General features: G+C 72.5%; 21 protein-coding genes. 11 read left to right on the forward strand and 10 right to left on the reverse strand.

Annotated features, from left to right (window positions below; genetic code table 11):
* Positions 1 to 41 precede the first annotated feature (41 nt).
* The gene (locus tag ACUYMY_RS14375; protein ID WP_481704212.1) at positions 42 to 1235 is read left to right on the forward strand and encodes a S8 family peptidase; all 1194 of its coding nucleotides are present in this window, start codon (positions 42 to 44) and stop codon (positions 1233 to 1235) included.
* 110 nt (positions 1236 to 1345) lie between these two features.
* On the opposite strand, the gene ACUYMY_RS14380 is transcribed toward ACUYMY_RS14375, so the two are convergent.
* The 4 genes from ACUYMY_RS14380 to ACUYMY_RS14395 all read right to left on the reverse strand — a co-directional run bounded on the left by ACUYMY_RS14380 (position 1346) and on the right by ACUYMY_RS14395 (position 6682).
* Positions 1346 to 3217: a tyrosine-protein kinase domain-containing protein gene (locus tag ACUYMY_RS14380; RefSeq protein WP_481704213.1), complete on the reverse strand. Its 1872-nt coding sequence runs from the start codon at positions 3215 to 3217 to the stop codon at positions 1346 to 1348.
* A 73-nt stretch (positions 3218 to 3290) separates the two neighbouring features.
* The gene (locus ACUYMY_RS14385; RefSeq protein ID WP_481704214.1) at positions 3291 to 3866 is read right to left on the reverse strand and encodes an arsenate-mycothiol transferase ArsC; all 576 of its coding nucleotides are present in this window, start codon (positions 3864 to 3866) and stop codon (positions 3291 to 3293) included.
* Between the two features lie 120 nt (positions 3867 to 3986).
* Positions 3987 to 4574 carry an LPXTG cell wall anchor domain-containing protein gene (locus ACUYMY_RS14390; RefSeq protein WP_481704215.1) on the reverse strand — a complete coding sequence of 196 codons (588 nt, stop codon included), beginning with the start codon at positions 4572 to 4574 and terminating at the stop codon, positions 3987 to 3989.
* A gap of 248 nt (positions 4575 to 4822) precedes the next feature.
* Positions 4823 to 6682, reverse strand: a complete 1860-nt coding sequence (locus tag ACUYMY_RS14395; protein WP_481704216.1) for a DUF4012 domain-containing protein — start codon at positions 6680 to 6682, stop codon at positions 4823 to 4825.
* A 109-nt stretch (positions 6683 to 6791) separates the two neighbouring features.
* Between ACUYMY_RS14395 and ACUYMY_RS14400 the strand changes: the two genes are divergently transcribed.
* Genes ACUYMY_RS14400 through ACUYMY_RS14415 form a run of 4 tightly spaced genes read left to right on the forward strand, consistent with a single transcriptional unit; the run spans position 6792 to position 10988 of the window.
* The gene (locus ACUYMY_RS14400; protein ID WP_481704217.1) at positions 6792 to 8996 is read left to right on the forward strand and encodes a S9 family peptidase; all 2205 of its coding nucleotides are present in this window, start codon (positions 6792 to 6794) and stop codon (positions 8994 to 8996) included.
* Positions 8997 to 9043: 47 nt separating this feature from the next.
* The gene (locus ACUYMY_RS14405; protein WP_481704218.1) at positions 9044 to 9892 is read left to right on the forward strand and encodes an alpha/beta fold hydrolase; all 849 of its coding nucleotides are present in this window, start codon (positions 9044 to 9046) and stop codon (positions 9890 to 9892) included.
* On the forward strand, positions 9885 to 10469 hold the full coding sequence (locus ACUYMY_RS14410) for a TetR/AcrR family transcriptional regulator (protein ID WP_481704219.1): 585 nt from the start codon (positions 9885 to 9887) through the stop codon (positions 10467 to 10469). Before ACUYMY_RS14405 ends, ACUYMY_RS14410 begins: the two co-directional genes overlap by 8 nt.
* A 57-nt stretch (positions 10470 to 10526) precedes the next feature.
* A complete protein-coding gene (locus tag ACUYMY_RS14415; RefSeq protein ID WP_481704220.1) occupies positions 10527 to 10988 on the forward strand; it encodes an ester cyclase in 462 nt (153 codons plus the stop codon).
* A 41-nt stretch (positions 10989 to 11029) separates the two neighbouring features.
* Here the strand turns inward: ACUYMY_RS14415 and ACUYMY_RS14420 are convergent, their stop codons facing one another.
* Both ACUYMY_RS14420 and pta read right to left on the reverse strand, forming a co-directional pair.
* Positions 11030 to 12211: an acetate/propionate family kinase gene (locus ACUYMY_RS14420; RefSeq protein ID WP_481704221.1), complete on the reverse strand. Its 1182-nt coding sequence runs from the start codon at positions 12209 to 12211 to the stop codon at positions 11030 to 11032.
* Between the two features lie 8 nt (positions 12212 to 12219).
* Complete coding sequence (gene pta, locus ACUYMY_RS14425; protein ID WP_481704222.1) at positions 12220 to 14289, reverse strand: phosphate acetyltransferase; 2070 nt, start codon at positions 14287 to 14289, stop codon at positions 12220 to 12222.
* Between the two features lie 156 nt (positions 14290 to 14445).
* Between pta and ACUYMY_RS14430 the strand changes: the two genes are divergently transcribed.
* The 4 genes from ACUYMY_RS14430 to ACUYMY_RS14445 all read left to right on the forward strand — a co-directional run bounded on the left by ACUYMY_RS14430 (position 14446) and on the right by ACUYMY_RS14445 (position 18314).
* Positions 14446 to 14910: a hotdog fold thioesterase gene (locus ACUYMY_RS14430; RefSeq protein WP_481704223.1), complete on the forward strand. Its 465-nt coding sequence runs from the start codon at positions 14446 to 14448 to the stop codon at positions 14908 to 14910.
* Positions 14911 to 15041: 131 nt separating this feature from the next.
* Positions 15042 to 16313 carry a phenylacetate--CoA ligase PaaK gene (gene paaK / locus ACUYMY_RS14435; protein ID WP_481705066.1) on the forward strand — a complete coding sequence of 424 codons (1272 nt, stop codon included), beginning with the start codon at positions 15042 to 15044 and terminating at the stop codon, positions 16311 to 16313.
* 10 nt (positions 16314 to 16323) lie between these two features.
* Complete coding sequence (locus ACUYMY_RS14440; protein ID WP_481704224.1) at positions 16324 to 16938, forward strand: TetR/AcrR family transcriptional regulator; 615 nt, start codon at positions 16324 to 16326, stop codon at positions 16936 to 16938.
* A 122-nt stretch (positions 16939 to 17060) separates the two neighbouring features.
* Entirely contained in the window at positions 17061 to 18314 is a 1254-nt protein-coding gene (locus ACUYMY_RS14445) for a PQQ-dependent sugar dehydrogenase (RefSeq protein ID WP_481704225.1), read from the forward strand.
* 289 nt (positions 18315 to 18603) lie between these two features.
* Here the strand turns inward: ACUYMY_RS14445 and ACUYMY_RS14450 are convergent, their stop codons facing one another.
* The 3 genes from ACUYMY_RS14450 to ACUYMY_RS14460 are packed head-to-tail and all read right to left on the reverse strand — an operon-like array spanning position 18604 to position 22707.
* Positions 18604 to 19788 carry a mannitol-1-phosphate 5-dehydrogenase gene (locus ACUYMY_RS14450; RefSeq protein WP_481704226.1) on the reverse strand — a complete coding sequence of 395 codons (1185 nt, stop codon included), beginning with the start codon at positions 19786 to 19788 and terminating at the stop codon, positions 18604 to 18606.
* Positions 19785 to 21809 (reverse strand): PTS mannitol transporter subunit IICBA, encoded by a 2025-nt coding sequence (locus tag ACUYMY_RS14455; protein WP_481704227.1) that lies wholly within the window; start codon positions 21807 to 21809, stop codon positions 19785 to 19787. The genes ACUYMY_RS14450 and ACUYMY_RS14455 overlap by 4 nt, the downstream gene beginning before the upstream one ends.
* A gap of 55 nt (positions 21810 to 21864) precedes the next feature.
* Positions 21865 to 22707 (reverse strand): TetR/AcrR family transcriptional regulator, encoded by an 843-nt coding sequence (locus tag ACUYMY_RS14460; protein ID WP_481704228.1) that lies wholly within the window; start codon positions 22705 to 22707, stop codon positions 21865 to 21867.
* A gap of 222 nt (positions 22708 to 22929) precedes the next feature.
* Here ACUYMY_RS14460 and ACUYMY_RS14465 point away from each other — a divergent pair, with 222 nt between their 5' ends.
* Both ACUYMY_RS14465 and ACUYMY_RS14470 read left to right on the forward strand, forming a co-directional pair.
* A complete protein-coding gene (locus ACUYMY_RS14465) occupies positions 22930 to 24651 on the forward strand; it encodes a phosphoenolpyruvate--protein phosphotransferase (RefSeq protein WP_481704229.1) in 1722 nt (573 codons plus the stop codon).
* A 2-nt stretch (positions 24652 to 24653) separates the two neighbouring features.
* A complete protein-coding gene (locus tag ACUYMY_RS14470; RefSeq protein ID WP_481704230.1) occupies positions 24654 to 25751 on the forward strand; it encodes a lactonase family protein in 1098 nt (365 codons plus the stop codon).
* 79 nt (positions 25752 to 25830) lie between these two features.
* Here the strand turns inward: ACUYMY_RS14470 and ACUYMY_RS14475 are convergent, their stop codons facing one another.
* Positions 25831 to 26238, reverse strand: coding sequence for a VOC family protein (locus ACUYMY_RS14475; RefSeq protein WP_481704231.1), 408 nt, complete (start codon positions 26236 to 26238; stop codon positions 25831 to 25833).
* Positions 26239 to 26261: the final 23 nt, after the last annotated feature.

The following is a 26261-nucleotide window of genomic DNA, read 5'->3' on the forward strand; positions in this document are numbered from 1 at the left end:
TGACTGCTCCTTCTCCCTCTCCTTCACCCGCACCACGTCTGGTGATCCTCCGCGCGCCCGGCATCCGGGCCACGCGTGATCCCTTCGACGGCCCCCGCGCCCGCGGGCTCGGCGCTGACGATGAGGCCCGCGAGGCCGCGGCTTCCGCCGTCCTCGAGACGGAGGAGAACCCCTCCGCCGCCACCATCAGCGCCCTGCGCAACGACCCCACCGTCCTGAGCATCGCGAGGGCGATGCCGCTCAAGCTCGTCGAGCCGCTCGAGGCGGAGGAGGCCGCTGCCGCCGCCACGACGTGGGGCGTCAAGGCCGTCGGCGCGGACACGTCGCCCTTCACGGGCGCGGGCGTCACCGTCTGCGTCCTCGACACCGGCATCGACGCCGACCACCCGGCCTTCGCGGGCGTGCAGCTGACCACGAAGGACTTCACCGGCGCGGGCAGCGCCGAGGACGACCACGGGCACGGAACGCACTGTGCGGGCACGATCTTCGGCCGCGACCTCGACGGCGAGCGAATCGGCGTCGCCCGCGGCGTGCAGAAGGCCCTCATCGGCAAGGTCCTGGGCGGCCCGAGCGGCGGCGGGAGCGACACGCTCGCGAGCGCGATGCTGTGGGCCGCCGACAACGGGGCCAACGTCATCTCCATGTCGCTCGGCATCGACTTCCCGGGCTGGGTCGAGGAGCTCGTGAGGGTCAACCGCCTGCCCATCCCGGCGGCGACGTCGATCGCCCTCGAGGACTACCGCGCGAACATCCGGCTCTTCGAGCAGGTCGCCAACCTGCTCAACGCCAGGGCCTCGGTGGCCCAGACGACGCTCGTCGTCGCGGCGGCCGGCAACGAGAGCGAGCGCAGCGGCAACCCCGCCTACGAGATCAACGTGGCCCCGCCGGCCGCGGCCTACGGCGTCGTCTCCGTCGCCGCCCTGGCCGAGGGCAACGGCAGCGGGTTCACCGTCGCGCCCTTCTCCAATACGCTCGCGACGGTCGCGGGCCCCGGCGTCGGGGTCAAGAGCGCCTGGCTTGCGGGCGGCACGAAGACCATCAGCGGCACGAGCATGGCGACCCCGCACGTGGCCGGCGTGACGGCGCTCTGGGCGGAGAAGCTCCTGGCCCAGGGCCCCCTCAGCCCGGTCCTGCTCCAGTCCAAGCTCGTCGCCTCCGGCACCCACAGCGGGCTCGCCTCCGGGACGGACCCGGCCGACGTGGGCTCCGGGATGGTCCAGGCTCCGCAGGCGTAGCCGTAGCGCTGCTGATGTACGGCAGCAGAACAGCGGGCCCCGGGATGCTCATCGCATCCCCGGGGCCCGCATTTTCTGGTGGTGCTGCCAGCCGTCCCCTGGCGCCCGGCCTAGGAGTCGTAGTCGGGGCCCGCGGAGCGGCGGCCGCGGTAGCTGTCCCTGACCTTGGCGGGGAGCCAGATCGGGTCCTCGTCCTCCATTCGGCCGCCCTCCGGGCGGTCGACGGGGACGGGGGCGGGGTACGGCGGCCACTCGGCGTCCTCGCGGGGCCGCGTGTCCTCCCCGGCCTCGTCATAGGACACCGCGTAGTCGAACGGCTCGTCGTCGTAGGCGGCGTGCGCCTGTGCCGGGGCCTCGTACTGCTCCTGCGCGTAGGCGGGCTCCGGGTAGTCGGCCTGGCCGGCATCCGATGCCGGCGCTGCCACGGGCGCTGGCGCCTCGACGGGGGCCGCGGCCGGCGTCAGCTCGGCCCCGCCCCGGGACGAGCGGCCCTTGCCCGAGCCTTTGGTGCCCGAGCCCTTGGTACCCGAGCCCTTCGTGCCGCGACCCTTTGCGCTCTGACCCTCCGCGCTGTGACCCTCCGGGTCCGCGCCGTACGTGCCGTAGTAGCCGTACGTGTAGGACTCGGGGCCCTTCGTGGGGACGCAGTTGAGGACGACGCCGAGCACGGTGCCGCGGACCTTCTCGAGGTTGCCGAGCGCGCGGCCGAGGCTGTCCGTCGTCGTCTGCCCCGCGCGGGTGACCACGAGCGTGCCGTGGACGGCGCGCGAGAGGACCGCGGCGTCCGTGACGGGCAGGAGCGGCGGGGCATCGACGAGGACGAAGGCATCCTGCGCGAGCCGCTCGAGGAGCGAGCGCATGGCCCGCGAGCCGAGGAGCTCGGAGGGGTTCGGCGGGATGCGGCCCGCGCCGAGGACCTGGAGGTTCGGCGAGCCGGACCATTCCTGCAGGACGTCCTCGACGTCTGCCCGGCCCGCCAGCACGTCGCTCAGGCCGACGCCGGGGACCACGTCGAAGATCGAGTGGATCGTGGGGCGGCGCAGGTCGCAGTCGACGACGACGACCTTCTCGCCGGCGGCCACCATGGTCGCGGCGAGGTTGGACACGACCGCGGACTTGCCCTCGGAGGGCACCGAGCTCGTGACGAGCAGGACCCGCGGCGGGTTGTCGACGTCGATGAAGTGCAGGTTCGTGCGGAGCTCGCGGAAGGCCTCGTTGATCGCGCGGCTGCCGTTCTGGCCGTCGAGGACCTTGGCGTTGGCGTCGAGGCTGTGGTCGACGGGCAGCGTGCCCACGACCGGCAGGCTGAAGAGCTGCTCGATCTCCGCCGCGTTGCGGATGCGGCGGTCCACGTGGTGCCTGATCATCGCGTAGGCGAGGCCGAGCAGGAGGCCGCCGCCGACGCCGATTCCGAGCGTGAGGCGCACGTTGGGCGAGACGGGCTCCTCCGGCGGGACGGCCCGGCCCAGCGTCACGACCCGCACGGGCGGAAGGTCAGCCTCGCCGGCCGACTGCTCGATCTCGCGGACCTGCTCCGACAGCGCGGTGATCCAGGCGTCGGCGACGCGCTGGGCCTCGGACGGGTCCGTGGACTTCGCCGTGACCCGGATCTCCGTCGTGTCCTGCGGGACCGTCACGGACACGGCGGCGACGAGCTCCGGTGCGGTGCGGTTCAGGCCGAGGTCGCGGGCCACTCGCTCCGCGACGAGGGCCGACTCAGCCACCGACTTGTAGTTCTTGGCGCGCGACTTCGCGAGGTTGTCGCCAGCGAGCGAGAGGCTCAGGTTGTCGCCACCGACGGTGATGACGACGCCGCTGGACTCGGCCGCGTAGATGCGAGGCTGCATGAGGTACCAGCCGAAGGCGAGGGCGGTCGTGAGCGCCGTGATGGCCACGATTCCCCGCCAGTAGCGGCGAGCGACCCTCAGATAGTCGCCCAGGGTCAGATCCTGCGCGCCCCGCTGCTCATTCTCATACTCCACGTACGGTTTCCTCCCCCTAGACCGCCAGCGCGCATACGTCACGAGAGTCTACCGGAGGCGTCCCCGGCGGACGTCAGACGAGGGCCTGGACGTGCTTCATCAAAACGGCGAGTGCGGGGACCATCTGCTCGGCCATGAGCCGGTAGTCCTCGGGCCCGCCGCCATACGGGTCCACGACGTCGTCGTCCGGGACGGACGCGCGCCGTCCAGCCGACAGGGCCGCGGCCATGCCCCGCCACGAGGCCCTCAGGCCGCCCTCCGCCGGGCCCGGAAGGCCGGGCGTGGACTCGAGCAGCCGGGCGAGCTCCCGCAGCAGGAAGGTGCGCTTGAGCGCCGCCGGGGCGACGTCGAGCACCTGGGCACGGTGCTGGGCCGTCATGGTCAGGACCACGTCCGCCTCCCGCACCATGGCCGCGGTCAGCTGCCGGGCGGTGAAGCTCTCGAAGCTCAGGCCCGAGCTCTCCTCGAGGCCCGCGACCGACGGGTGGGCGGGATGCCCCGCGAGGGCTCGCGTCCCCGCGCTCGCCACGACGGCCTGGCCGGGGGCCAGGGCGTCGAAGGCCTGCTGCAGCCAGCGCTCCGCGAAGGGCGAGCGGCAGATGTTGCCCGTGCAGACGACCAGGAGCGAAAGGGGTGGAGTGGGGTTCACCGGCCCACCCTAGCAGTCCGCCCTTGTCCTCACAGGCGTCCCGCCGCGCGCGGACAGCAAAGCGGGGCAAGTGCTCGCGCACCTGCCCCGCCATGTCGAGCTGTTCTGGTTGGAACCGGATCAGATCCGGGTGGCAGCGCTGCTGCGACGGCGCGCGACGACGACCGCGGCGGCACCGGCAGCCACGGCGCCGGCACCCACGAGCGACCAGCCCACGAGGGCCGGGTCCATGCCGGTGTTGGCGAGGCCGCCGGTCGCGGCGCCACCGCCGGTGTTGGCGAGACCGCCGCCGGTCACGGTGACCGTCGCCGAGACCGAGACGCCGGACGTCTGGCCGGTCCCGGTCAGACGGTAGGTGCCGGGCTCGTTGATGACGATGGAGGTGGAGAAGTTGCCATTGGCATCAGTGGTCGTGGTGAGCCGCTGGTTCTCGGCCAGGACGATGAGGCCCGACGGGACGCTGAGCGCGGCGCCCGCGGAACCACCGGCGGCGTTGGGACCGCCCGGGATGGCCACGACATCGATGATGACGGGCTCGTTGCCCGCGAGGCCGGAGCCCGAGAACGTGAAGGCCACTCCGGGAGTAACGATGCTGACGGAAACGGCGGCTGCCGGAGTCGGGGCCGGGTAGTTGGTGGCGGCGGCCGGGGCAGCCCCGGCGAGTGCGATCGAACCGGCCAGTGCAAGTGCTGCGTAGATCTTCTTCATGGTCAAGTCCCCCTCAAGACTTTGTTGTCGAAGCCCTTAGTGGGCCACGGCCGTCGCGGAGACTTCGGCACACGCACCCGATGGATCTCACGATGACACCCGAGATGCCCCAAAGGCACTTTTCGGACACTAGCACGATGAGGAAAAAACCGAAAAGCGCACAAATAACGGTCAATAAACTTAACAGACGAGCAAGAAATATCCGCGTCACAGGAAATTCCGCGGCTGGTCACGCGGCGTCCTCGGCGCTACCCCGAGGCGGCGCAGGACTCGCCGGACGGAGGCCGCACCACCTGCGATTTTGGCTGCACCCCGGGTGTCACATCGAGCGCGAGAGGCCCCTCGGGGATCCGGACGAAGGCGAACTCGAGCGTGGCCCTCTGCCCGGGGGCCAGACGGGTGACCGCCGTGGTCAGCGGCCGGCCCGCGTGGACGTCGGGGTGGAGGGTGTACGGCTGCCCGTCGAGGCGCACGCTCTCGACGGCTGCCTTCCCGGGCCCATAGGCGATGACGTTCGTCTGCACACTTCCGGGCGGGATGCCGAAGGCACCCTTTCCTGTCACATATGCCGGAAGCGATGTCGCAGCATCCGCCGGCGCGGTGTTCTCCAGCGTGACCCTGGCCACAATTCGCGTGCCGTTGGCCGCGCATTCCCGGACGAGTTCCACCGTCCTGCGGACGTAATAGTCCATCTTCGCCCCGGTGCCGTCATTGAAGTACACGCCGAATCTGGCGTCGTCGGGTCCGGGGCGGTCGATCGCCCCGCCGACGTCCCATCCCGCGATGGTGGCCTGCTCCTCGGGGTGCGAGGAGTAGAAGAAGAGCCTTCCGTCGCCGACGACGGCGGTGAGGGCCCGCGCGAGGGCCGCCGGGTCGGCGTCGGCCGACGAGAAGGACGCGAAGATCTCCCGGGCCACGGCGGCGAAGTAGACGTCCTGCAGCTCCGGCTTCTCGATCCGATACACATCCGAAAGCAGGGTCCGGGTCGCATTCTCCGCCGTGAGCGTCGCGGGCAGCCCCGCAGCCCGGAAGGGCGCGAACTCGCGGCCCTCGAGGTCGACCGGCCCGAGCGCCCCGAGGAGGCGGCCGAGGCCCACGGGGTCCAGCGAGACGACGCCGTCGACGTGTTTGCCGCCCTCGCGCTCCCACATCGCCGCGGCGGTGGCCGCCGCCGTCGGGAAGTCGGGGGTGAGGTTCACGTCCTGCATGTAGCGGCCGAGCCGGGTGCTGTAGATGCGCTGCTGAACCGGGTCGACGGGAATCCGGGGAAGGAAGGAGCCCAGGCCGCTCGCCGAGCCCTGCTTCCCGAGCGTCATCGCGCCGCGGTCGAGGGTCACCTCCACGAGGGCCCCCGGGATGCCCCCGGAGGCGCGGGCCTCGGCGTTGTTCTGCACGAGCACGAGGTACGTCCGCGGCCCGTCGGCCCCGAGCAGGCCCGGGGCCATGCGGATGGCGGCCTCCCCGGTGTCGACGAGCCCGCGCAGCCGGGCGACGTCGTCGTGCGCCGAGCGCACCGGCCCGGCGAGCTGGGGGACGAGCTCCGACGTGTCCACCGCGGCGAGGAGCTCCTCGGCCGAGCGCACGGCCTGCGCGGCGGCCTCGACCTTGGGCACCGCCTGGGCCAGGGGCGCGAGGTCCTTGGGCTCGCTGCCGGGCAGGATCGCGGCCGGGTCGACGGTCGAGGCGAGCTCGACCAGCGGGGCCAGCGTCCCGGAGGCGAGCGTGTCAGCGGCCTGGGCCGCCGCCGTCCCCGCACGGACGTTCGGCCCGATCCACGGCAGGAGGCCCGCGAGGTCCCACAGCGGCCCGGAGGCCGCGGAGCGTGCGCCGCCAGCGCTCTCGCGCAGCTCGTCGAGCGTGGCCTGGGCCTCGGGGAGGCGGCGCTCGGCGAGCTCGGACTCGAGGCGGGAAGCGAGCTCGGCGGCACGCAGGAGGTCGGAGCGGAGCCACAGGGCCTGGGCGGCCAGGACGCCGCACGCGGCGAGCACGAGCGCCACGCCCCCGAGCCACCACCAGAGGGCTCGGGCCCGGCGCCGGGGGGTCCTCTGGCCGCGGCGGGCACGCCGCCCCCCGTTCGCACTGCGCACCGGCACCTCGGTGTCCGCCATGGGCCGCACTCCTTCCGCAGGGGCTGAAGCACGCGGCCCCCTCACGCCGTCCCCGCCGATGCTATCGGCTCGACGGGGCATCGACCCAAGGCGGGGCTAGGGTTGGGCCATGACGGATTCGACCCCGCTGCCGCCCGCTGCCCGCAAGGTCCCGCACGCCCGCACCCACCATGGCGACGCCTTTGTGGACGGGTACGAGTGGCTCCGGGACAAGGACAGCCCCGAGGTCATCGCGCATCTGCGCGCGGAGAACGCCTACACCGACGCCGTGACCGCGGACCAGCAGCCCCTCCGTGACGCCATCTTCGACGAGATCAAGCGGCGCACCCAGGAGACGGACCTGTCCGTGCCGAGCCGCAAGGACGCGTGGTGGTACTACTCGCGCACCGTCGAGGGCCAGCAGTACCCCATCTACTGCCGTGTCGCGGCCACTGACACCGGGGACCTCACGGCCGACTGGACGCCGCCGGCCGTCGAGCCCGGGGTCCCGGTCCCGGGCGAGCACGTCCTCCTCGACGGCAACGCCGAGGCCGCGGGCCACCCGTTCTTCAGCGTCGGGGCCGCGGCGGTGACCAGGGACGGCCACCTCTACGCCTACGCCGTGGACACGTCCGGCGACGAGACGTTCACGCTGCGGATCAAGGACCTGCGCACGGGCGAGCTCCTCCCGGAGGTGATCGAGAACGTCTTCTACGGGCTCGAGTTCGCCCCCGACGGCGGCCGCCTGTTCTACATGGTCGCGGACGAGTCCTGGCGCCCCTACCAGGTGCGCGTGCACGTCCTCGGCACCCCCGTCGAGCAGGACGAGGTCCTCTACCAGGAGGACGACGTCGCGCAGTGGACCGGGATCGATACCTCGCCGGACCGCCGCTGGCTGCACGTCGGCATCGGCAACTCCGAGTACTCGGAGTCCCGCTACCTGGACCTCGAGGACCCCGATGCGAAGCTCGAGGTGCTGATCGGCCGCGAGGAGCGCGTCCTCTACTCGCCCGAGTTCTTCGAGCACGACGGCGCCACGCAGGTCCTGCTCACGCACAACCGCGGCGCGGGGCCGGGAGACGAGGCGGACCGGAAGGCCGTGAACAACATGGTCTCGCTCGCCCCGCTCGCCGAGTTCGCCCGCCCGCTGGCCGAGCAGCGCTGGTCCACCGTCGTGCCGCACGACGACGCCGTCAAGATCGAGGGCGCGTCCGTCACCGCAACGCACGTGGTCCTCTCCCTCCGCCGGGACACCATCGAGACCGTCCGCTTCGCCGCCCGCGACGAGGTGGTGCGGTCCGCGGCCGAGGGGGGCACGCCGTCGTTCGCGGAGCCGGCGTTCGGCGAGGAGCTCTACACGGCGGGCGCGGGCGCCTCCGACTACCACTCCCCCATGGCACGCCTGAGCTACACCTCCTACGTCACGCCGCCGCGCATCTACGACTACGTGCTCGCCACGGGCGAGCTGCTCCTGCGCAAGGAGACGCCCGTGCTCGGCGGGTACGACCCGGCCGACTACGTCGCCGAGCGGGCGTGGGCCACGGCCGACGACGGCACGCGGGTGCCGCTGTCCATCCTCCGGCGGGCGTCGCTCGTCCCCGACGGGACGAACCCCGTGCTCCTCTACGGCTACGGCTCGTACGAGGTCAGCATGGACCCCGGCTTCTCGATCGCGCGCCTGAGCCTCCTGGACCGCGGGATCGTGTTCGTGACCGCGCACGTGCGCGGCGGCGGCGAGCTGGGCCGGCGCTGGTACGAGGACGGCAAGAAGCTCGCGAAGCGGAACACGTTCACGGACTTCGTGGCCGCGACCGACTGGCTCGTGGCCTCGGGCTGGGCGGACCCGGCGCGGATCGCGTGCATGGGCGGCTCGGCCGGCGGGCTGCTCATCGGCGCCGTGCTCAACCTCGCGCCGGAGAAGTACGCGGCCGCCGTCGCCCAGGTGCCCTTCGTCGACGCGCTGAGCACGGTCCTCGATCCGGAGCTGCCGCTCTCGGCGCTCGAGTGGGAGGAGTGGGGCAATCCGCTCGAGGACCCCGAGGTGTACGCCTACATGAAGTCCTACTCGCCGTACGAGAACGTCCGGCCCGCCGCGTACCCCAAGGTCGCCGCCGTGACGAGCTTCAACGACACACGCGTGCTGTACGTCGAGCCCGCGAAGTGGGTCCAGGCCCTGCGCGAGGCGACGACGAGCGGGCAGCCGGTGGTGCTCAAGACCGAGATGGATGCCGGACACGGCGGCGCCTCGGGCCGCTACGAGGCGTGGCGGGAGCGGGCGTGGGACTACGCGTTCGTCGCCGACGCCCTCGGCGCGAGGGACCTTCTGGACACGTGAAACCGGAGGGCTGACGCCGCGAAACTAATGCCATTAGTCTGTTAACTATGAGCAATAGCGACGTTCAGGATGCTGCCCGCTTCGGCATGGCGCCGCCCCGCCACCTCTCCCGCCCCGAGGGGCGGGTCGCCTACGAGCTCCACGGCGAGGGCCCGCTCGTCGTGTGCGTGCCGGGCATGGGCGACCTCCGCCTGTCCTACCGCTTCCTCGCGGCCGACCTGGCCCGGGCCGGCTTCTCGGTGGCCGTCATGGACCTGCGCGGGCACGGCGACAGCGACGCGGGCTTCAGCGAGTACGGCGACGTCCCGACCGGCGGGGACATCCTGGCCCTGCTCGGCGAGCTGGGCACCCCGGCCGTGCTCGCGGGGAGCTCGATGGGCGCCGGTGCCGCCGTCTGGGCCGCTGCCGAGGCCCCGGAGCTGGTCCGGGGGCTCGTCCTGATCGGCCCGTTCGTCCGCAACCCTCCCACGGGCCGGGCCGTGGCGGCCCTCCTGCGCCTCGCCTTCGTGCGCCCATGGGGCCCACTCGTCCTCAAGCGCTACGTCGCGAACCTGTACCCCGGCCGGAGGCCGGAGGGCTTCGCGGAGCACCTCGCCGCCGTCGTCGGCAGTGCACGACGGCGGCACTACTGGCGCGCCTTCACGGCGACGACGCGCACCTCGCACGCCGAGGCGGAGGCCAGGCTGGGCCTGGTCCGGGCGCCGGCCCTCGTCGTCATGGGCGAGCGCGACCCGGACTTCCCGGACCCGCGGGCCGAGGCGGAGCACGTCGCCGCCCGGCTGGGCGGCCGCGCCGTCATGGTCCCCGGGTCGGGGCACTACCCGCACGCCGAGTACGCCGAGCTCGTCTCCCCCGAGATCGTCCGCTTCCTCAGGGAGGTCGACGCCGGTGCCTAGGGCCGGCCTGGACCGCAGCCGGGTGGTGGCCGCCGCTGCGGCCCTGGCCGACGAGCGCGGACTCGCGCAGCTGAGCCTCGCGGCGGTCGCCCAGGAGCTCGGCGTCAGGACGCCCAGCCTCTACAACCACGTCGCGGGCCTCGACGCGCTGCAGCACGAGGTCTGCCTGCTCGCGCTCGAGGAGCTCGCCGCCCGGCTCTCGGCGGCCGCCGTCGGGCGCTCCGGGGCCGAGGCACTGCAGGCCCTCGCGTCCGCCTACCGCGCCTACGCGCTCGAGCATCCCGGGCGGTACGCCGCCACCCTCCGCAGCCCCGACAGCCGCGACGAGGCACTCGTCGCCGCGGCCGGCAGGGTGCTCACCGTGGTCACGGATGCCCTCCGCGGCTACGGTCTCGAGGGCGACTACGAGGTGGACGCCGTGTGGGCGCTGCGGGCCGCGCTGCACGGCTGGGTGAGCCTCGAGCAGGCCGGCGGCTTCGGCCTCCCCCGCGACGTCGAGGAGAGCTTCCACCGGATGCTGGACAGGTTCGACGCGTCGCTGTCGACGCGTTCAGTGACTGCCTCGACGAAGCGTTGACCGGGCTCCGGGCCGGATCGACCATGGTCGTGTCCCACCGCTTGAAAGGAGCTCGCCATGTCCACCTCAATGCAGGGAACGGGAGCAGATGCCGCAGGACGGACGTCCCTTGAGCAGCTCGTCCGCGACCAGTTGTCTGCCTTCAACTCCCACGACGCGACCGGGTTCACCGCGTTCTATGCGGACGACGCCGTCGTCGTCGATCCCCAGTATCCTGACCCGCTGCGCGGGCGTGCAGCCATCGAGGAGGACGTCGCCGCCTTCTTCACCGCGATGCCCGACCTGAACGCCACGGTGACCAACGTCGTGGCGTCCGGCGAGACGGTTGCCGCCGAATTCGACCTGACGGGAACCCAGTCCGGGCCGCTCGCGCTGCCCGACGGCGAGCTGCCGCCCACCGGGCGACGCATCGAGCAGAAGTTCGCCTCCTTCAGCCGAGTCGATGCCCAGGGACGGATCGCCGAGGAGCACCGCTACTACGATCTGGCGGCCATTCAGGCCCAGCTCGGGCAGGAGTAGGCCGGCCGGGCAGGAGCAGGCGGGTCTCCCGCTGCCCCTGCTCAGCCGACGGGCCGCGATCCGGCCGAAGCCCGCTCGACCACCGCTGCCGTGGCCTCCGCGATGGCCCGCTCCTCGTCCGTGGGGACGACGAGGAGCGGAATGGCCGACCCCGGCGTGGAGATGACTCGGGGTTCCTTCGAGCGCTCTGCGTTGCGGGCATCGTCGAGCTCGATGCCGAGCGCCCCGAGCTGGGCCGCGACCCGGGCCCGGAACGCCGCGGAGTTCTCGCCGATGCCCGCCGTGAACACGACGGCCTTCGCCCCGCCGACCGCCACGTGATACGCCCCGATGTACTTCGCGAGCCGGTAGGAGGCGACATCGAGGGCTAGGGCCGCCCGGCGGTCCCCGGCCTCCGCAGCCTCGACGACCGTGCGCATGTCGTTGGACCCCGCCAGGGCCCTGAGCCCCGATTCGCGGTTGAGCAGGTCGTCGATCTCGTCGGGTCCGTGGCCGTGGCGGGCGAGGAAGACGAGGATCGAGGGGTCGATGTCCCCCGACCGCGTCCCCATGACGAGCCCCTCGAGGGGCGTGAAGCCCATCGAGGTGTCGACGCTGCGCCCGCCCGCGACCGCCGTCGCGGAGGCGCCGTTGCCGAGGTGGAGGACGACGCCGTCGAACGCCTCGGGCTCGATTCCCAGCAGCTGCGAGGCACGGCGGGAGACGTACTCGTGCGAGGTGCCGTGGAAGCCGTAGCGGCGGATCCCATGGTGGGTGTAGAGCCAGTCCGGCACGGCGTAGCGCCAGGCGCGCTCGGGGATCGTGCGGTGGAAGGCCGTGTCGAAGACGGCGACCTGCGGCATGTCCGGCCACTTCTGGGCGATCGCCCGCAGGCCCAGGACGTTGGCGGGGTTGTGCAGCGGCGCGAGCGGGTTGAGCCGCTCGATCGCCCGGATGATCTCGTTCGTCACGAGCACGGGCTCGGCGAACCGCTCGCCGCCATGGACGACGCGGTGCCCGACGGCGTCGACCGTGCGGTCGCCGAGGACCTCGTGCAGTTCCCCGTCCACGAGATCGAGGGCCTCGGCGTGGTCGCGCGGGCCGGTGGGCTCGCCGTCGCCCCCTCCCCCGTTGCCCACGCCGACCCGCTCGATGAGCCCCTCGGTGAGCACCGTGCCCGCCTCGAGGTCCCGCACCTGGTACTTGAGCGAGGATGATCCGGAGTTGATGACGAGGATGAGCATGGGGCCTCCTAGTTCTGGGCCTGGATCGCGGTGATCGCGACCGTGTTGACGATGTCCTCGACCGTGCACCCGCGGGAGAGGTCGTTGACGGGCTTGTTGAGGCCCTGGAGGACGGGGCCGACGGCGACCGCCCCCGCCGACTGCTGGACCGCCTTGTACGTGTTGTTGCCGGTGTTGAGGTCCGGGAAGACGAACACCGTCGCCTGCCCGGCGACGTCGGAGCCCGGCAGCTTCGAGGCCGCGATCGTGGGCTCGACGGCGGCGTCGTACTGGATGGGCCCCTCGACCGGGAGGTCGGGCCGGCGCCGGCGGACGGCCTCGGTGGCCTCGCGCACCTTGTCGACGGCGGCGCCAGAGCCCGAGCCGCCCGTCGAGTAGCTGAGCATCGCCACGCGGGGGGCGACACCAAATTGGGCCGCGGTCTCGGCCGAGGCGAGCGCGATGTCGGCGAGCTGCTCGGCGTCGGGATCGGGGACGACGGCGCAGTCGCCGTAGACGAGCACGCGGTCCGCCATGAGCATGAGGAACACCGAGGAGACGATCCGCACGCCGGGGACCGTCTTGACGAACTCGAGCGCGGGCCGGATGGTGTGCGCCGTCGTGTGTGCGGCGCCCGAGACCATGCCGTCGACGAGGCCGAGCTGGACCATCATGGTCCCGAAGTAGCTCGCGTCCAGCATGACCTCGAGGGCCCTGGCCAGGTCCACGCCCCGGTGCGCGCGCAGCCGCGCGTACTCCTCGGCGAAGCGCCCGCGGAGCTCGCTCGTGGCCGGGTCGACGACCGCGATGCCCTCGAGCGAGATGCCGTTGGCCGCGGCGAGCTCGCGGACCGCCCCCTCGCTCCCGAGCAGCGTCAGGTCGCACACGTCCCGTCGCGCGAGGATCTCTGCGGCCCGGAGGATGCGCACGTCCGTGCCCTCGGGCAGCACGATGTGCCGGCGCTGGGCCCGTGCCCGCCCGATGAGCTCGTGGAGGAAGCGCAGCGGCGTCATCCGCTCGGGGCGCGGAAGCTGCAGCCGCTCGAGCAGCTCCTCCTCGTCCACGTGCCGCGACCAGGCGCCGAGGGCGGAGGCGACCTTGCGCTGGTGGCCGCTCCAGATCTCGCTGCGGACCTCCGCGACGTCCCGGGCCGCGTGGTACGTGTCCTCGCCGTACGTGAAGACGGGGAACGGGGCGTGGGCCAGCAGCGGGAGCATGGTCGAGTCCGGGACGAGGCCGCCCGTGAGGACCATGGCCGAGGGCACCGGGAACTCGGGCGAGAACGTCGACGCGAGCGCCCCGACCACGACGTCGGCCCGGTCGCCGGGGGTGATCACGAGGTCGCCCTCGCGCAGCGCGCCCAGGAAGTTCGCGACGGTCATGGCCGCGACCTTGATCCCACGCACCTCGCGCTCCATGTCCGCGGATCCCGCGAGCTGGCGCAGCCCGAGCGCCCCGGCGACCTCCCCCGTCGTCGGACGCGTGATCTCCTCCAGCTCCGGCAGGACGTAGACGGGCCGCCTCATGGCGCCCAGGCGGACCGAGGAGCGGATGGCCTCGACGTCGTCGGGCGCGGCGCGGTTGACCATCATCATGAGCAGGCTGCAGCGCTCGGCGGCGAGCTCCTTGCGGGCGACGTCGACGGCGTCGGCCGTCTCCTCCGGGGTGAGGCCCTTGGCGCTGACGACGGCGACCACGGGGCAGCCGAGGTTGTTCGCGAGGCGGGCGTTGAGGTCGAACTCCACGGCGGAGTCCTGGCCCGTCAGGTCCGTCCCCTCGACGATCACGACGTCGCACCGCCGGGCGATCTCCGAGTAGAGCTCGACGGCGCGCGCCTCCACCTCGCTCCGGTCGCCGGAGGCCAGCAGCTGCCGCACCTCCTGGGCCGTCAGGCCGCCCCGGCACGCGGCGGCGTCCAGCCCGTAGCGGCGGCGCATGAGGGCGACCATGGGGTCCGCCGAGGCGTCGTCGCCGAGGACGATCGGCTTGAAGAAGCCGATCCTGTCCGTCTGCCGGTGGAGGGTCTCGGCGAGGCCGAGGGCCACGAGGGACTTCCCCGATCCCGGAGTGGTAGCGCTGACATAGATGCCTCGTGCCATGGGTCCATCCTTCCAGCTGGGCCGCCGCGCGCCACGCCCCCGCCGCCGCTTCCGCTGGTGTTTTTCAGCCACCAATCGGGAGCTGTGCTCCTTGACACATGCGGCGGGATAAGATTACCTAATGAACGTTCGGTAAAAATTGCGAGAGGCCCACTCATGAGCGATGCTGCTCCCGCCCACACGCTGGCTCACCCAATCCTGACGGACGACTACGCAACCGAGTGGATGGGCCTGAAGGTCCTCGAGCTCGGCGAGGGCACGGCCACCGTGGCGACGACGCTGCGGCGCGAGATGCTCAACGGCTTCGGCATCGCCCACGGCGGGATGATCTTCGCGATCGCCGACTCGGCCTTCGCCCTCGCGTGTAACCCGCACAGCCCCGACGAGGACCAGGCCTCGACGATCACGGTCGCGGCCGGCGTCGACGTCAACTTCCTGGCCCCCGCCCACGAGGGCGAGCGGATCACCGCCGTCGCCGCCCGGCGCGCCCACGCAGGCCGCAGCGGCATCTACGACGTCCAGGTCTTCGCCGGGCCCGACGGCCACCCGCACACCGACGAGGACCCCGGCCGGCTCGTGGCCGAGTTCCGCGGGCGCTCCCGCACGATTCCCAAGCGCTGAGCGTCCTCCCCAGCCCCCTTTCCCCGCCCGCCCCCGCCCGATCCAGAAGTGAGCAAGCCGTGACTCAGACAGCACCCGCCCCCGAGACCTCGAACGCTCCCGCCCCCGCGGTCCTCGACGCCGAGGAGAGCATGTCGAGGGACCAGATCGAGTCCCTCCAGCTGACGCGCCTGAAGGAGACCCTCGCGTACGCGTACGAGCGCGTCCCGCTCTACAAGCGCAAGTTCGACGAGGCGGGCGTCCACCCCCAGGACCTCAGGGAGCTCGGCGACCTCGCGACGTTCCCCTTCACCACGAAGGAGGACCTCCGGGCCGAGTACCCGTTCGGCATGTTCGCCGTGCCCATGTCCGAGGTGGCGCGGGTGCACGCGAGCTCGGGCACGACCGGCCGGCCCACGGTCGTGGGATACACGAAGGAGGACCTCGACACGTGGGCCACGCTCGTGGCCCGGTGCCTGCGTGCCTCCGGCGTCCGCCCGGGGATGAAGGTGCACAACGCCTACGGCTACGGCCTCTTCACCGGTGGGCTCGGCGCGCACGGCGGCGCCGAGAAGCTCGGCTGCACGGTCATCCCCATGTCCGGCGGCCAGACCGAGAAGCAGATCCAGCTCATCGAGGACTTCGCGCCGGACGCGATCCTGTGCACGCCGACCTACCTGCTAACGATCGGCGACGCGATGCTGCACCGCGGCCTCGACCCGCGCGCGACCTCGCTCAAATACGCCGTGCTCGGCGCTGAGCCGTGGACGCAGGAGATGCGGCATGAGCTTGAGGAGATGTTCGGCATCAAGGCGTGCGACATCTACGGCCTCTCCGAGGTCATGGGGCCGGGCGTCGCGGGCGAGGCGGTCGAGACCCAGGACGGCTCGCACATCTGGGAGGACCACTTCCGCCCCGAGATCGTGGACCCCTTCGACCTCAGCAGGACGCTCGACGACGGCGAGCAGGGCGAGCTCGTCTTCACGTCCCTGACGAAGAAGGCGCTGCCCATCATCCGCTACCGCACGAAGGACCTCACGACCCTCCAGCCCGGCACCGCGCGGCCAGGGCACCGCCGGATGGGCCGCATCTCCGGCCGCACGGACGACATGATCATCCTGCGCGGCGTGAACCTCTTCCCGTCCCAGATCGAGGAGATCGCCCTGCGCATCCCCGAGCTCAGCCCGCACTTCCAGCTCGAGCTGACCCGACCCGCCGGGCGCCGGATGGACGAGCTCACCGTCAAGATCGAGCCGCGCGAGGGCACGACGCCCGAGCAGCGCCGGCACGCGGGCGCCACCCTCAAGCAGCAGATCAAGATCCACATCGGCTCCTCGTGCCACATTGACGTCGTCGAGCCCGGCTCGCTCGAGCGCTCGAACGGCAAGCTGCGCCGGATCTACGATCGCCGCAACGAGGCCTAGGCTGTACTCCATGCCCAGTTCCACGACCGCTTCGCCCGCTGGCCGCCGGGGCCGTCCCGGCTACGACCAGCAGTCCGTGCTCAACATCGCCGTCGAGGTGTTCAACCGCCACGGCTATGACGCGACGAGCATGGGGATCCTCGCGGAGAACCTGGGCATCTCGAAGTCGGCGATCTACCACCACGTGCCGTCCAAGGAGGACCTGCTCGCGCTCGCGCTCGAGCAGGCCCTCGGCGGCCTCGAGTCCGTCTGGGAGGCCCCTGCCTCCCAGACGGGCACGGCCGAGGAGCGGCTCGAGTTCGTGGTCCGCTCGACGGTGCGCGTCCTGACCGAGAAGCTGCCCTTCGTGACCCTCCTGCTGCGCCTGCGCGGCAACACCGAGACGGAACGGGCCGCGCTCGAGCGCCGCCGCGCCTTCGACCGCAAGGTCGCCGAGCTCATCGGCCAGGCCCGCGAGGAGGGCACGGTCCGCAGCGACATCGACCCGCGCACGGCCTCCCGCCTGCTCTTCGGCACGATCAACTCGATCGTCGAGTGGTACCGCCCCGGCGGCCCGCTCTCGCCCGAGAAGCTCGCCGACGACGTCGTGGCCGTGCTCTTCGACGGGCTGCACACGCGCAGCTGACGCGGGAGTCTGCGGGAGGTTGGGGGCGGGGCCGGGCGGAGTCCCGCTCTTGGTTTCCCGCCCGCCGCCCACTAGACTTCTTGGCGTGACCTGCATCTCAATGGCGCGATGCAGGTTTTTTCATGCCTTCTCCCAGGCAGGGGGTGCATGCGGTGGGCAGTCACGGCACGGAACGCCCTGAGCCGAGCCGGCGGGCCGCCCTCGCGCTCGCCGCGTCCGGCGCCCTCGCCGCGCTCGGCGCGTGCACGCCGTCGCCCGCCCCCGCGCCCAGCCCGGACGGCTCCGCGACCGGGGGCCCAGCGCCCACGGGGGCGGTGCCCACGGCCGTCCCGCCGACGGGAGCCCCGACCGGCGGCGCCCCGACCGTAGGTGCGGGCACGCCCGGCCTGCCGCGCGTCGTCGGCACCGTGGCCGAGGGCCTCGACACGCCCTGGTCGATCGCCTTCCTGCCCGGCGGCTCGGCCTTCGTGACCGAGCGCGGCACGGGGCGCATCCTCGAGATCGCGGCGGGCGGGGGCCAGCATCGCGAGGTGGCGCGGATCGCCATCCGCACCGGCACGGCGGAGGGCGGGCTGCTCGGGCTCGAGCTCGCGCCCTCCTTCCCCGACGACGGCACGGTCTTCGTCTACTACTCCGCCCAGGGAGCCAACCGCGTCGTCGCCCTGCGCTGGGACGGCTCTCGGCTCGGCGGCGAGCGCATCCTCGTGGATGGCATCCCGCAGGCCTCGATCCACAACGGCGGCCGGCTCAAGGTCGGCCCGGACGGGCTCCTGTACATCGGCACGGGGGATGCGACCCGCCGCGCCTCGGCGCAGGAGCGCGACAGCCTCGGCGGCAAGATCCTGCGCGTCGCCCCCGACGGCTCCCCCGCCCCCGGCAACCCCTTCGGCAACCGCACCTACTCCTATGGGCACCGCAACGTCCAGGGCCTCGCGTGGGACTCGCGCGGGCGGTTCTGGGCGAGCGAGTTCGGGCCCGAGCGCGACGACGAGCTCAACCTCATCGCCCCCGGCCAGCAGTACGGCTGGCCGGACGTGACGGGGGCCCGGGTGAGCAACGGGAGCGTGCCCGCCGCGCACGTGTGGCCCAGCACGGGGGACGCCTCGCCGAGCGCGCTCGCGATCGCCGACGACGTCGCGTACCTTGCGTGCCTGCGCGGGCAGCGGCTGTGGCGCGTCCCGCTCCCGGGCGCGGGGTTCGCGCCCGACGGCGGCGGGCAGCTTCCCGGGGCCAGCGAGCACTTCCGCGGCGAGTACGGTCGGCTGCGCGACATCGTCGTGGTGCCCGACGCCGCGCGCTTTCCGGGCACCGCTCGCGAGCTGTGGCTCGCAACGAACGAGGGCGCCGACTCGAGGATCCTCCGCATCGCCCTCTGACCACCTTGCGGGGTCACCTCCCTGCGATCCGGGGTCACCTCCCTACGATGAGGGGTCATTGAGCTGACAATGGCCCCGCATCCTTGAAAGGTGACCCCGCAACGCCGAGACGTGACCCCGCAACGCCGAGACGTGACCCCGCAACGCCGAGACGTGACCCCGCAACGCCGAGACGTGACCCCGCAACGCCGAGACGTGACCCCGCAACGCTGAGACGTGACCCCGCAACGTTGGGAGGTGACCCCGCAACGTTGGGAGGTGACCCCGCGTCGGTGGGGTTTGGCGCCGGTCAGGATTGGCGGGCCGTGCGGGCCGTCCTGACGAGCCGCACGACGTCGTCGTGCAGCGGGTGCCCCGGCGCGAGGCCGGTGATCTCCTCGGCGAGCTGCTCATCGGGCGAGTCCCCCGCGAGGAGCGCCTGCAGGCGCGCGGCCTCGTCGTCGTCGGCCGCGTCGAAGGCGAGCGCCGCGCCCATGGCCTCGAGCAGCGCCTCGGCGCCCATGCCCCGCTCGGCCAGCTCCGCGGCCGGGCCGACGAAGCGCTCGTGCCGGCTGAGCTTGCGCAGCGGCGCCCGGCCCACGCGCTCGACCGTGTCCGGCAGCTCCGGGTTCGCGAAGCGGTCCAGGATCTTGCGCACGTAGGCCTCCTGCTCCTCGGGGGCGAAGCCGTACTTCGCCACGAGCAGCGCCTTCGTCTCGGCGAGCACCGCCTCGACGCGCTCGCGCACGCGGGGGCCCGCGAGGGCGTCCGAGATCTTCTCGGCGCCCGCGGCCCGGCCGAAGTACGCCGCCGCGGCGTGGCCCGTGTTGACCGTGAAGAGCTTGCGCTCGATGTACGGCCCCAGGGAGTCGACCCACGTCACGCCCGGGATCTCGGGCACGGCGCCGCCGAACGGACCCCGCTCGATGGCCCACTCGAAGTACGGCTCGACCCGCACGTCGAGCCCGCCGCCGGGCTCCTGGTTGGGCACGATGCGGTCCACGGCGGTGTTCGCGAAGACCGCGCGGGCGTCCACCCCGGCGCCGTCGAGGCCGTCGGCGGCGGCGGAGGCACGGATCTCGCGCTCGAGGATGTCCGTGGCGTTGATCGCGTTCTCGCACGCCATGACCGCGAGGGGCGCCTCCCCCGCGGGGCGCGCGGCCAGGCCGCGCGCGATCGCGGGGGCGACGAACTTCAGGATGTTCGGCCCCACCGCCGTCGTGACGACGTCGGCCCGCGCGATCCGCTCGACGAGGCCGGCCTCGTCGGAGGCGGAGTTCACGGCCTCGTAGCCGTCGACGGTGTGCTCGCCGCCGCCCTCGCCCACCTCGTGCACGGTGTACGACGGCGTGCTGCTGAGGGCGTCGATGAGCGGCGCCGCGACGTCGGCGAACACGAGCCGGTAGCCCGCGTTGTGCAGGAGGAGCCCGACGAAGCCGCGGCCGATGTTGCCCGCCCCGAAGTGGACGGCGGTCTTCTGCCCCTGCGCCGTCACGCGTTCACCTTCCCGAGGATCTCGAGGACCTCGTCCACGCTTGAGGCCGCCTCGAGGCGCGCCACCTGCTCCTTGTCGCCGAAGACCTTGGCGATCCTCGCGAGGATCCCGAGGTGCTCCTTGTCCTTGCCCGCGATGCCGACGACGAACTTGACCGGCTTGCCGTTCCAGTCGATCGGCTCGGCGTACCGGGCGAAGGTCACGGCCGAGGCTTTGATGTGGTCCTTCGCCTCGTTGGTCCCGTGCGGGATCGCGAGGAAGTTGCCCATGTAGGTCGAGACCGAGGACTCGCGCTCGTGCATCGCAGCGGTGTACGCGCCGTCGACGGCGCCCACTGCGAGCAGCAGCCGGCCGGCCTCGTCGATCGCGCCGGCCATGTCCGCCGCCGCGCCCTGGAGCAGGATCGACTGCGGGGCCAGGACCTGAGCGCCCGCGCGGGCCGGGGCCTCGGCGGCGGCTGCGGGTGCTGCCGTGGCGGACGACGGCGCGGCGGCCGCGGGTGCCTCGGCGGCGCTCGCGGTGGTGCCGGGGGCCGCTCCCTCGGCGTCGAGCGCGTCGACGATCTCGTCGTAGCGCGGGCTGCCCATGAAGTTGTCCACGGTGACGATCTGGGCGCTGGGCGTCTTCTCGCGGGCCCGGAGGGCGAGGTCCTGGTGGACGACGACGAGGTCGTAGGTGTCCGTGAGGCTCGCGATCGAGGCGTTGGTGACCGAGACGTCGTCGTGCCCCGCGGCCCTGATCTTGTTGCGCAGCACCGAGGCGCCCATCGCGGAGGAGCCCATGCCGGCGTCGCATGCGAAGACGATGTTCTTCACGCCGGTCCCCGTCAGGGTCGCCGTGCCGGCGCCAGTGGCCGCGCCGCCGAGCACGGTCGAGGCCATGGACTTCTTGCCCTTCATCCCCTCCATCTGGGCGGTGGCGGCCGCGAGGTCGCCCTCCTCCCGGTTCCTGGACGCGCGCAGGATCAGCGACGCGATGAGGAAGGTGACCGTCGCGGCGAGCACGACGGCGAGGATCACCCCGACGTAGGAGTCGCGGGACGTCTGGGCCAGGACCGCAATGATCGAGCCCGGTGCGGACGGGGCGACGAGGCCCGAGTTGGTCAGCGCGAGGGTCGCGATGCCGGTCATGCCGCCGCCGATCATGGCGAGGATCAGGATCGGCTTCATGAGCACGTACGGGAAGTAGATCTCGTGGATGCCGCCGAGGAAGTGGATGATCGCGGCGCCGGGGGCGGAGGCCTTCGCGGCCCCGCGGCCGAACAGCATGTAGGCAAGCAGCAGGCCGAGCCCCGGGCCCGGGTTCGCCTCGAGGAGGAAGAGGATCGACTTCCCCTGCTCGAGCGACTGCTGGGTTCCGAGCGGGGTCAGGACGCCGTGGTTGATGGCGTTGTTCAGGAACAGGACCTTGGCGGGCTCGATGAGGAGCGAGGTCAGCGGCAGGAGGCCGTTGTTGACGAGGAACTGCACGACGTTCCCGGCGGCCGCGCTGAAGGCCGCGACGACGGGGGCGATGCCGTAGAAGCCCAGCAGGGCGAGGATCGCGCCCCAGATGCCGGCCGAGAAGTTGTTGATGAGCATCTCGAACCCGGGCCGGATCTTGTGCGACCAGATCGAGTCGAGCTTCTTCATCGTCCAGCCGCCGAGCGGGCCCATGATCATCGCGCCGATGAACATCGGGATGCCGGCGCCGATGATGACGCCCATCGTGCCGATCGCGCCGACGACGCCGCCGCGCACGTCGTAGACCATCCGACCGCCCGTGTAGGCGATGAGCAGCGGGAGGAGGTAGGTGATCATCGGGCCGACGAGGCCGACGTTCTTGACGCCCTCGGCGTTCGTCCCGAAGCCGCCGAGCTCGGGGACGGGGAGGTAGCCCTTCTCGATGAAGAGGGCGGTGATGAGGCCCCAGGCGATGAAGGCGCCGATGTTCGGCATGATCATGCCCGAGAGGAACGTGCCGAACTTCTGCACTCCGGCCCTGGCCGTGTGCAGGCGTGACGGCGCTGCTGTGGTCGACATGGATTCTCCTGCTTGTGTCTGGCGGAGGCAGCGTGCGGCTGCGAAAGAGGGGGTGTCAGCTCCCCTGGTGCGGCTCCCGGGCCTCGCCGAGGGGCGACTGCGCCGTGGAGAGCCGGTGGAGCCATTCCAGGAAGAGCTTCATCTCGGTGCCGGAGAGCTGGTCCGGGTGCGAGGACTGGAGCGTGGCGTTGAGGGCGATGGCCGCAGCGACGTAGCTGGGCGGCCCGCCCTTCCCCGCCGGCGCCCCTGCGGTGGGGGCATCGAGGATGCCGGGGTCGGTGAGGATGGAGCGCAGGACGGCGTCCCGCGTCTGGGCCGAGAGCTGGCTGTCGGCCACGGTTTCGGGGCCCTCCGCGTCAGCGGGGGCATCGGCGATGAGCATGAGTGTCACGCCGATCGTGGCGGCGAGGATGGCCCGGGCCGCCTCGAGGGGCGGCACGGCGAGCTGTCCCGCCGCCGCGACCCGGACGAGCTCGGCCTCGAGGAGCCTCTCCGCCTCGGTGACGACGACGGGCCGGCGGCGGCTCGGACCGCTGCCGCCGAACATGAGCATGTACAGCTGCGCGTGGGTGACGCCGAACTGGACATGCACGTCCCAGAGCCTCTTGACGTCCTCGATAGGGCTGTCCGAGCGCTCAATGCTGACCTCGCGCTCGACGAACTCCTCGAAGCCCCGGGCGATGACGGCCTCCATGAGGCCGTCCTTGTCCCCGAAGTGGTGGTAGAGCGTCGGGGCAGTGACGCCCGCGAGGTCGGTGATCTGCCGCGTCGAGACTGCTGCCCCTCCCGAGGCGGCCACGAGCTCCATGGCCGCCTGGATGAGGCGTTCCCGGGGCGAGGCGCGCGGCGTCTTCTCCCCGGCGGCGCCGTCGCTGGCACCGGTCCCTGATTCACGCATGGCCGCTAGCGTAGTGGATATAGCAACGCTATAACAAGACCCAAAAGTGAACTGCGTCACTCCACCCCTGATCTGCCGACGCGGCCCGCGTTCTGTGACGGACATCACGACAGGGGCTTGTTATAGCAGTGCTATAGCCGCTAGGGTAACGCGACAGTTACCTGCGTCTCACTCCTCACGAGGCGCCCCCGGCCCCTTCGGCCCTCCCGAAAGGAATCCCTCATGCAGCAGTTTCACGGCGTCGGTGTGACCCCGGGGCGTGTCCTGGGCCGGGTGCGGCAGATGCCGGCGCCGGTCTCCGAGCCCCCGGCGGGGGCGGTGGCGGGGGCCGACCCGCTGGAGGAGGCCGAGCGGATCCGGACCGCGGCCAAGGCCGTCCAGGCCGAGCTCAAGGCCCGCGCCGCGACCGCGACCGGTGACGCGCGCGGGGTGCTCGAGGCCACCGCGCTCATGGCCGCGGACCCGATGCTGGTCAAGGGCGCCGTGAAACTGCTCGACCCCGCCGCCGACGGCGGGCCCCGCACCGCCGAGCGCGCGGTGTGGGAGTCCGGCACCGCGGTGGCGGAGAAGCTCAAGGCCCTCGGCGGCTACATGGCCGAGCGCGCGACCGACGTGGCCGATGTCCGGGCCCGGATCGTCGCCGAGCTCGCGGGCCTGCCCGCCCCCGGCATCCCCGACTCGCCAGAGCCGTTCGTCCTGGCCGCCGAGGACCTCGCCCCCGCCGACACCGCGACCCTGGACCCCACCAAGGTCCTGGCCCTGGTCACCTCCGGCGGCGGCCCCCAGTCCCACACCGCGATCCTCGCCCGCGCCCTGGGCCTGCCCGCCGTCGTCGCCGCCCCCGGCGTCGACGAGATCCCGGACGGGACCCTGGTCTACGTCGACGGCGCCGCCGGCACCGTCGCCATCGACCCCGGCCCCACCGAGCGCGACGCCGCCACCGCCTGGGCCGCCCAGGCCGCCGCGCTGGCGGTGTTCGAGGGCCCCAACACCCTCGCCGACGGCCACCCCGTGCCCCTGCTGGCCAACGTCGGCACCGGCAAGGACGCGGCCAAGGCCGCCGCCGCCGGCGCCGAGGGCGTGGGCCTGCTGCGCACCGAGTTCTGCTTCCTGGACCGCGACACCGAGCCCCGCCACGACGAGCAGGTCGCCGCCTACTCCGCCGTCCTGGCCGCCTTCCCCGGCAAGAAGGTCGTCGTCCGCACCCTCGACGCCGGCGCCGACAAGCCCCTGCCCTTCCTGACCAACGCCGACGAGCCCAACCCCGCCCTGGGCGTGCGCGGCTACCGCACCGACTCCACCACCCCCGGGGTCCTGGCCCGCCAGCTCGCCGCCATCGCCGACGCCGCCGCCAAGAATGACGCCGACGTCTGGGTCATGGCCCCCATGATCGCCACCCCCGACGAGGCCGCCCACTTCACCCGCCTCGCCCGCGAGGCCGGCCTCAAGACCGCCGGGGTCATGGTCGAGGTCCCCTCCGCCGCCCTCACCGCCGAGCACATCCTCCACCACGCCGACTTCGCCTCCCTCGGAACCAACGACCTCACCCAGTACGCCATGGCCGCGGACCGCATGCTCGGCCCCCTCGCCACCCTCAACGACCCCTGGCAGCCCGCCGTCCTGCACCTGATCAAGGCCACCTGCGACGGCGCCGCCCGCGCCGCGGAACGCACCGCCGAGAACCCCGACGGCCGGCCCAAGCCCGTCGGCGTCTGCGGCGAGGCCGCCGCCGACCCCGCCCTGGCCGCCGTCCTCGTCGGCCTCGGCGTCACCACCCTCTCCATGTCCCCCCGCGCCCTGGCCGCCGTCAACACCGTCCTGAAGACCATCACCCTCCCCCAGGCCCAGGACCTCGCCGCCCTCGCCCTCAACGCCCCCACCGCAGCAGACGCCCGCACCGCCGTCCGCACCCACCTCCCCATCCTCGACACCCTCGGGCTCTGAGCATGTCCCGGACCCTCGTCTTCATCGCGTGCGCCGGCGGCGGCGCCGTCGACACCCTCTCGTTCGACACCGCCTCGGGCCGACTCGAGCCCCTGTCCCGGGCCGAGGGGCTCGGACGGGTCTCGGCGCTCGCGCTCGACCCCGCGGGCACGCTGTACGCGGGGGCGAACGGCACGCCGCCGCGCACCATCGCGCTCGCCCTCGACCCCGAGACCGGGGCGGCGACGCCGTCTGCCGAGAGCGAGGCACCCGCGAGCACGTGCTTCCTAGCCTTGGCCCCGGGCGGCCGGGAGCTGCTGAGCGCCTCGTACCACGAGGGACTCATGGCGCGGTTCCCCGTGCCCGAGGCCGCGGGGCCGCATGCGGCCGAGGCGGCCGCCACGCCGCGGCCGAGGGCAACGGAGTACCGCTCCGGCCCCAATACGCACTGCGCCGTCCCGAGCCCGGACGGCCGCCACGTGTACACGGCCTCGCTCGGCGACGACCGCGTCTCGTGGTTCCCGCTCGAGGCGACGCGCGACGGCGTCGTGCGCCCCGCGGGGCAGCTCGCCGCGATGCCCGGCTCGGGCCCGCGGCACCTGCGGCTCAACGCCGCCGGCGACCGCGTGTACGTGCTGCACGAGCTCTCGGGGGACGTGGACGTGCTCGTGCGCGACCCCGAGACCGGCGGGCTCTCGCTGCTCCAGCGCACATCCGCGGTCGAGGGCCTGGGGCTCGCGCCGGGCATCGTCCGCTCCCCCAGCACGCCGGACCCGGGCGTCGGGGTCGTGTGGTGCGCGGACCTCCGGCTCACCCCGGACGGGCGCGTGCTCGTCGCGACGGAGCGCTCGACGAGCATGCTCGCGTCCTTCACGGTCGACGCCGACGGGCGGCTCGCGTTCGCGGGCCACACCGAGACGGAGGCCCAGCCGCGCGGCTCCGCGATCGATCCCTCGGGCCGGTTCCTGCTCGTGTGCGGGGAGCTGTCCGACCACGTCAGCGCCTACCGGATCGACCCCGCCACGGGCGGCCTCGAACCGGTCTCGCGCGCGGCCACGGCGGGCGGCCCGCTGTGGATCGAATGCTGGGACGCACCGGACGCGGGCGCAGAGGAGCGCTGAAAGGAGCGTCCCGGGCGCATGCGGAAGGGCCGGGCACCTGCCCGGCCCTCCGCCGTCGTGCATTATGCGACGAGCGTCGTCACATGTTGTATTCGATGACCCCGCCCTGATGCAGGCAGATGATGTTGCCGTCGGGATCGGCGAACCACGAGGAGCGATCGCCGCCCTTGGTCCAGATGTGATGGTCATCCGTCTTGATGTCAGGCAGGTCGTAGTCCTCGAAGTGCACGCCGTGCCCTTCGAGATCCGCCATCGTCCTGTCGAGGTCATCGACCTCGAACGTCAGGGCGGGGTGGCCCGAGTGGACCGCTTTCGGATCCACCATGAGGCCGAGCGATGCGGATCCCTCCAGACCGAGGATCGTCATCCCGGTCGGATCCTTTCCGCGGACAGGGAGCCCGAGCGCTCCCTCGTAGAAGTTCCTGGCGCGGGCCTCGTCCGCCACGGTCAGGATGGTGGTTGTCGGTCTTGTTGCGAGGTTGGTCATGGAGCACCTCCACGAGGGGAACT

The sequence above is a fragment of the Sinomonas sp. T428B genome (genome assembly GCF_056780155.1).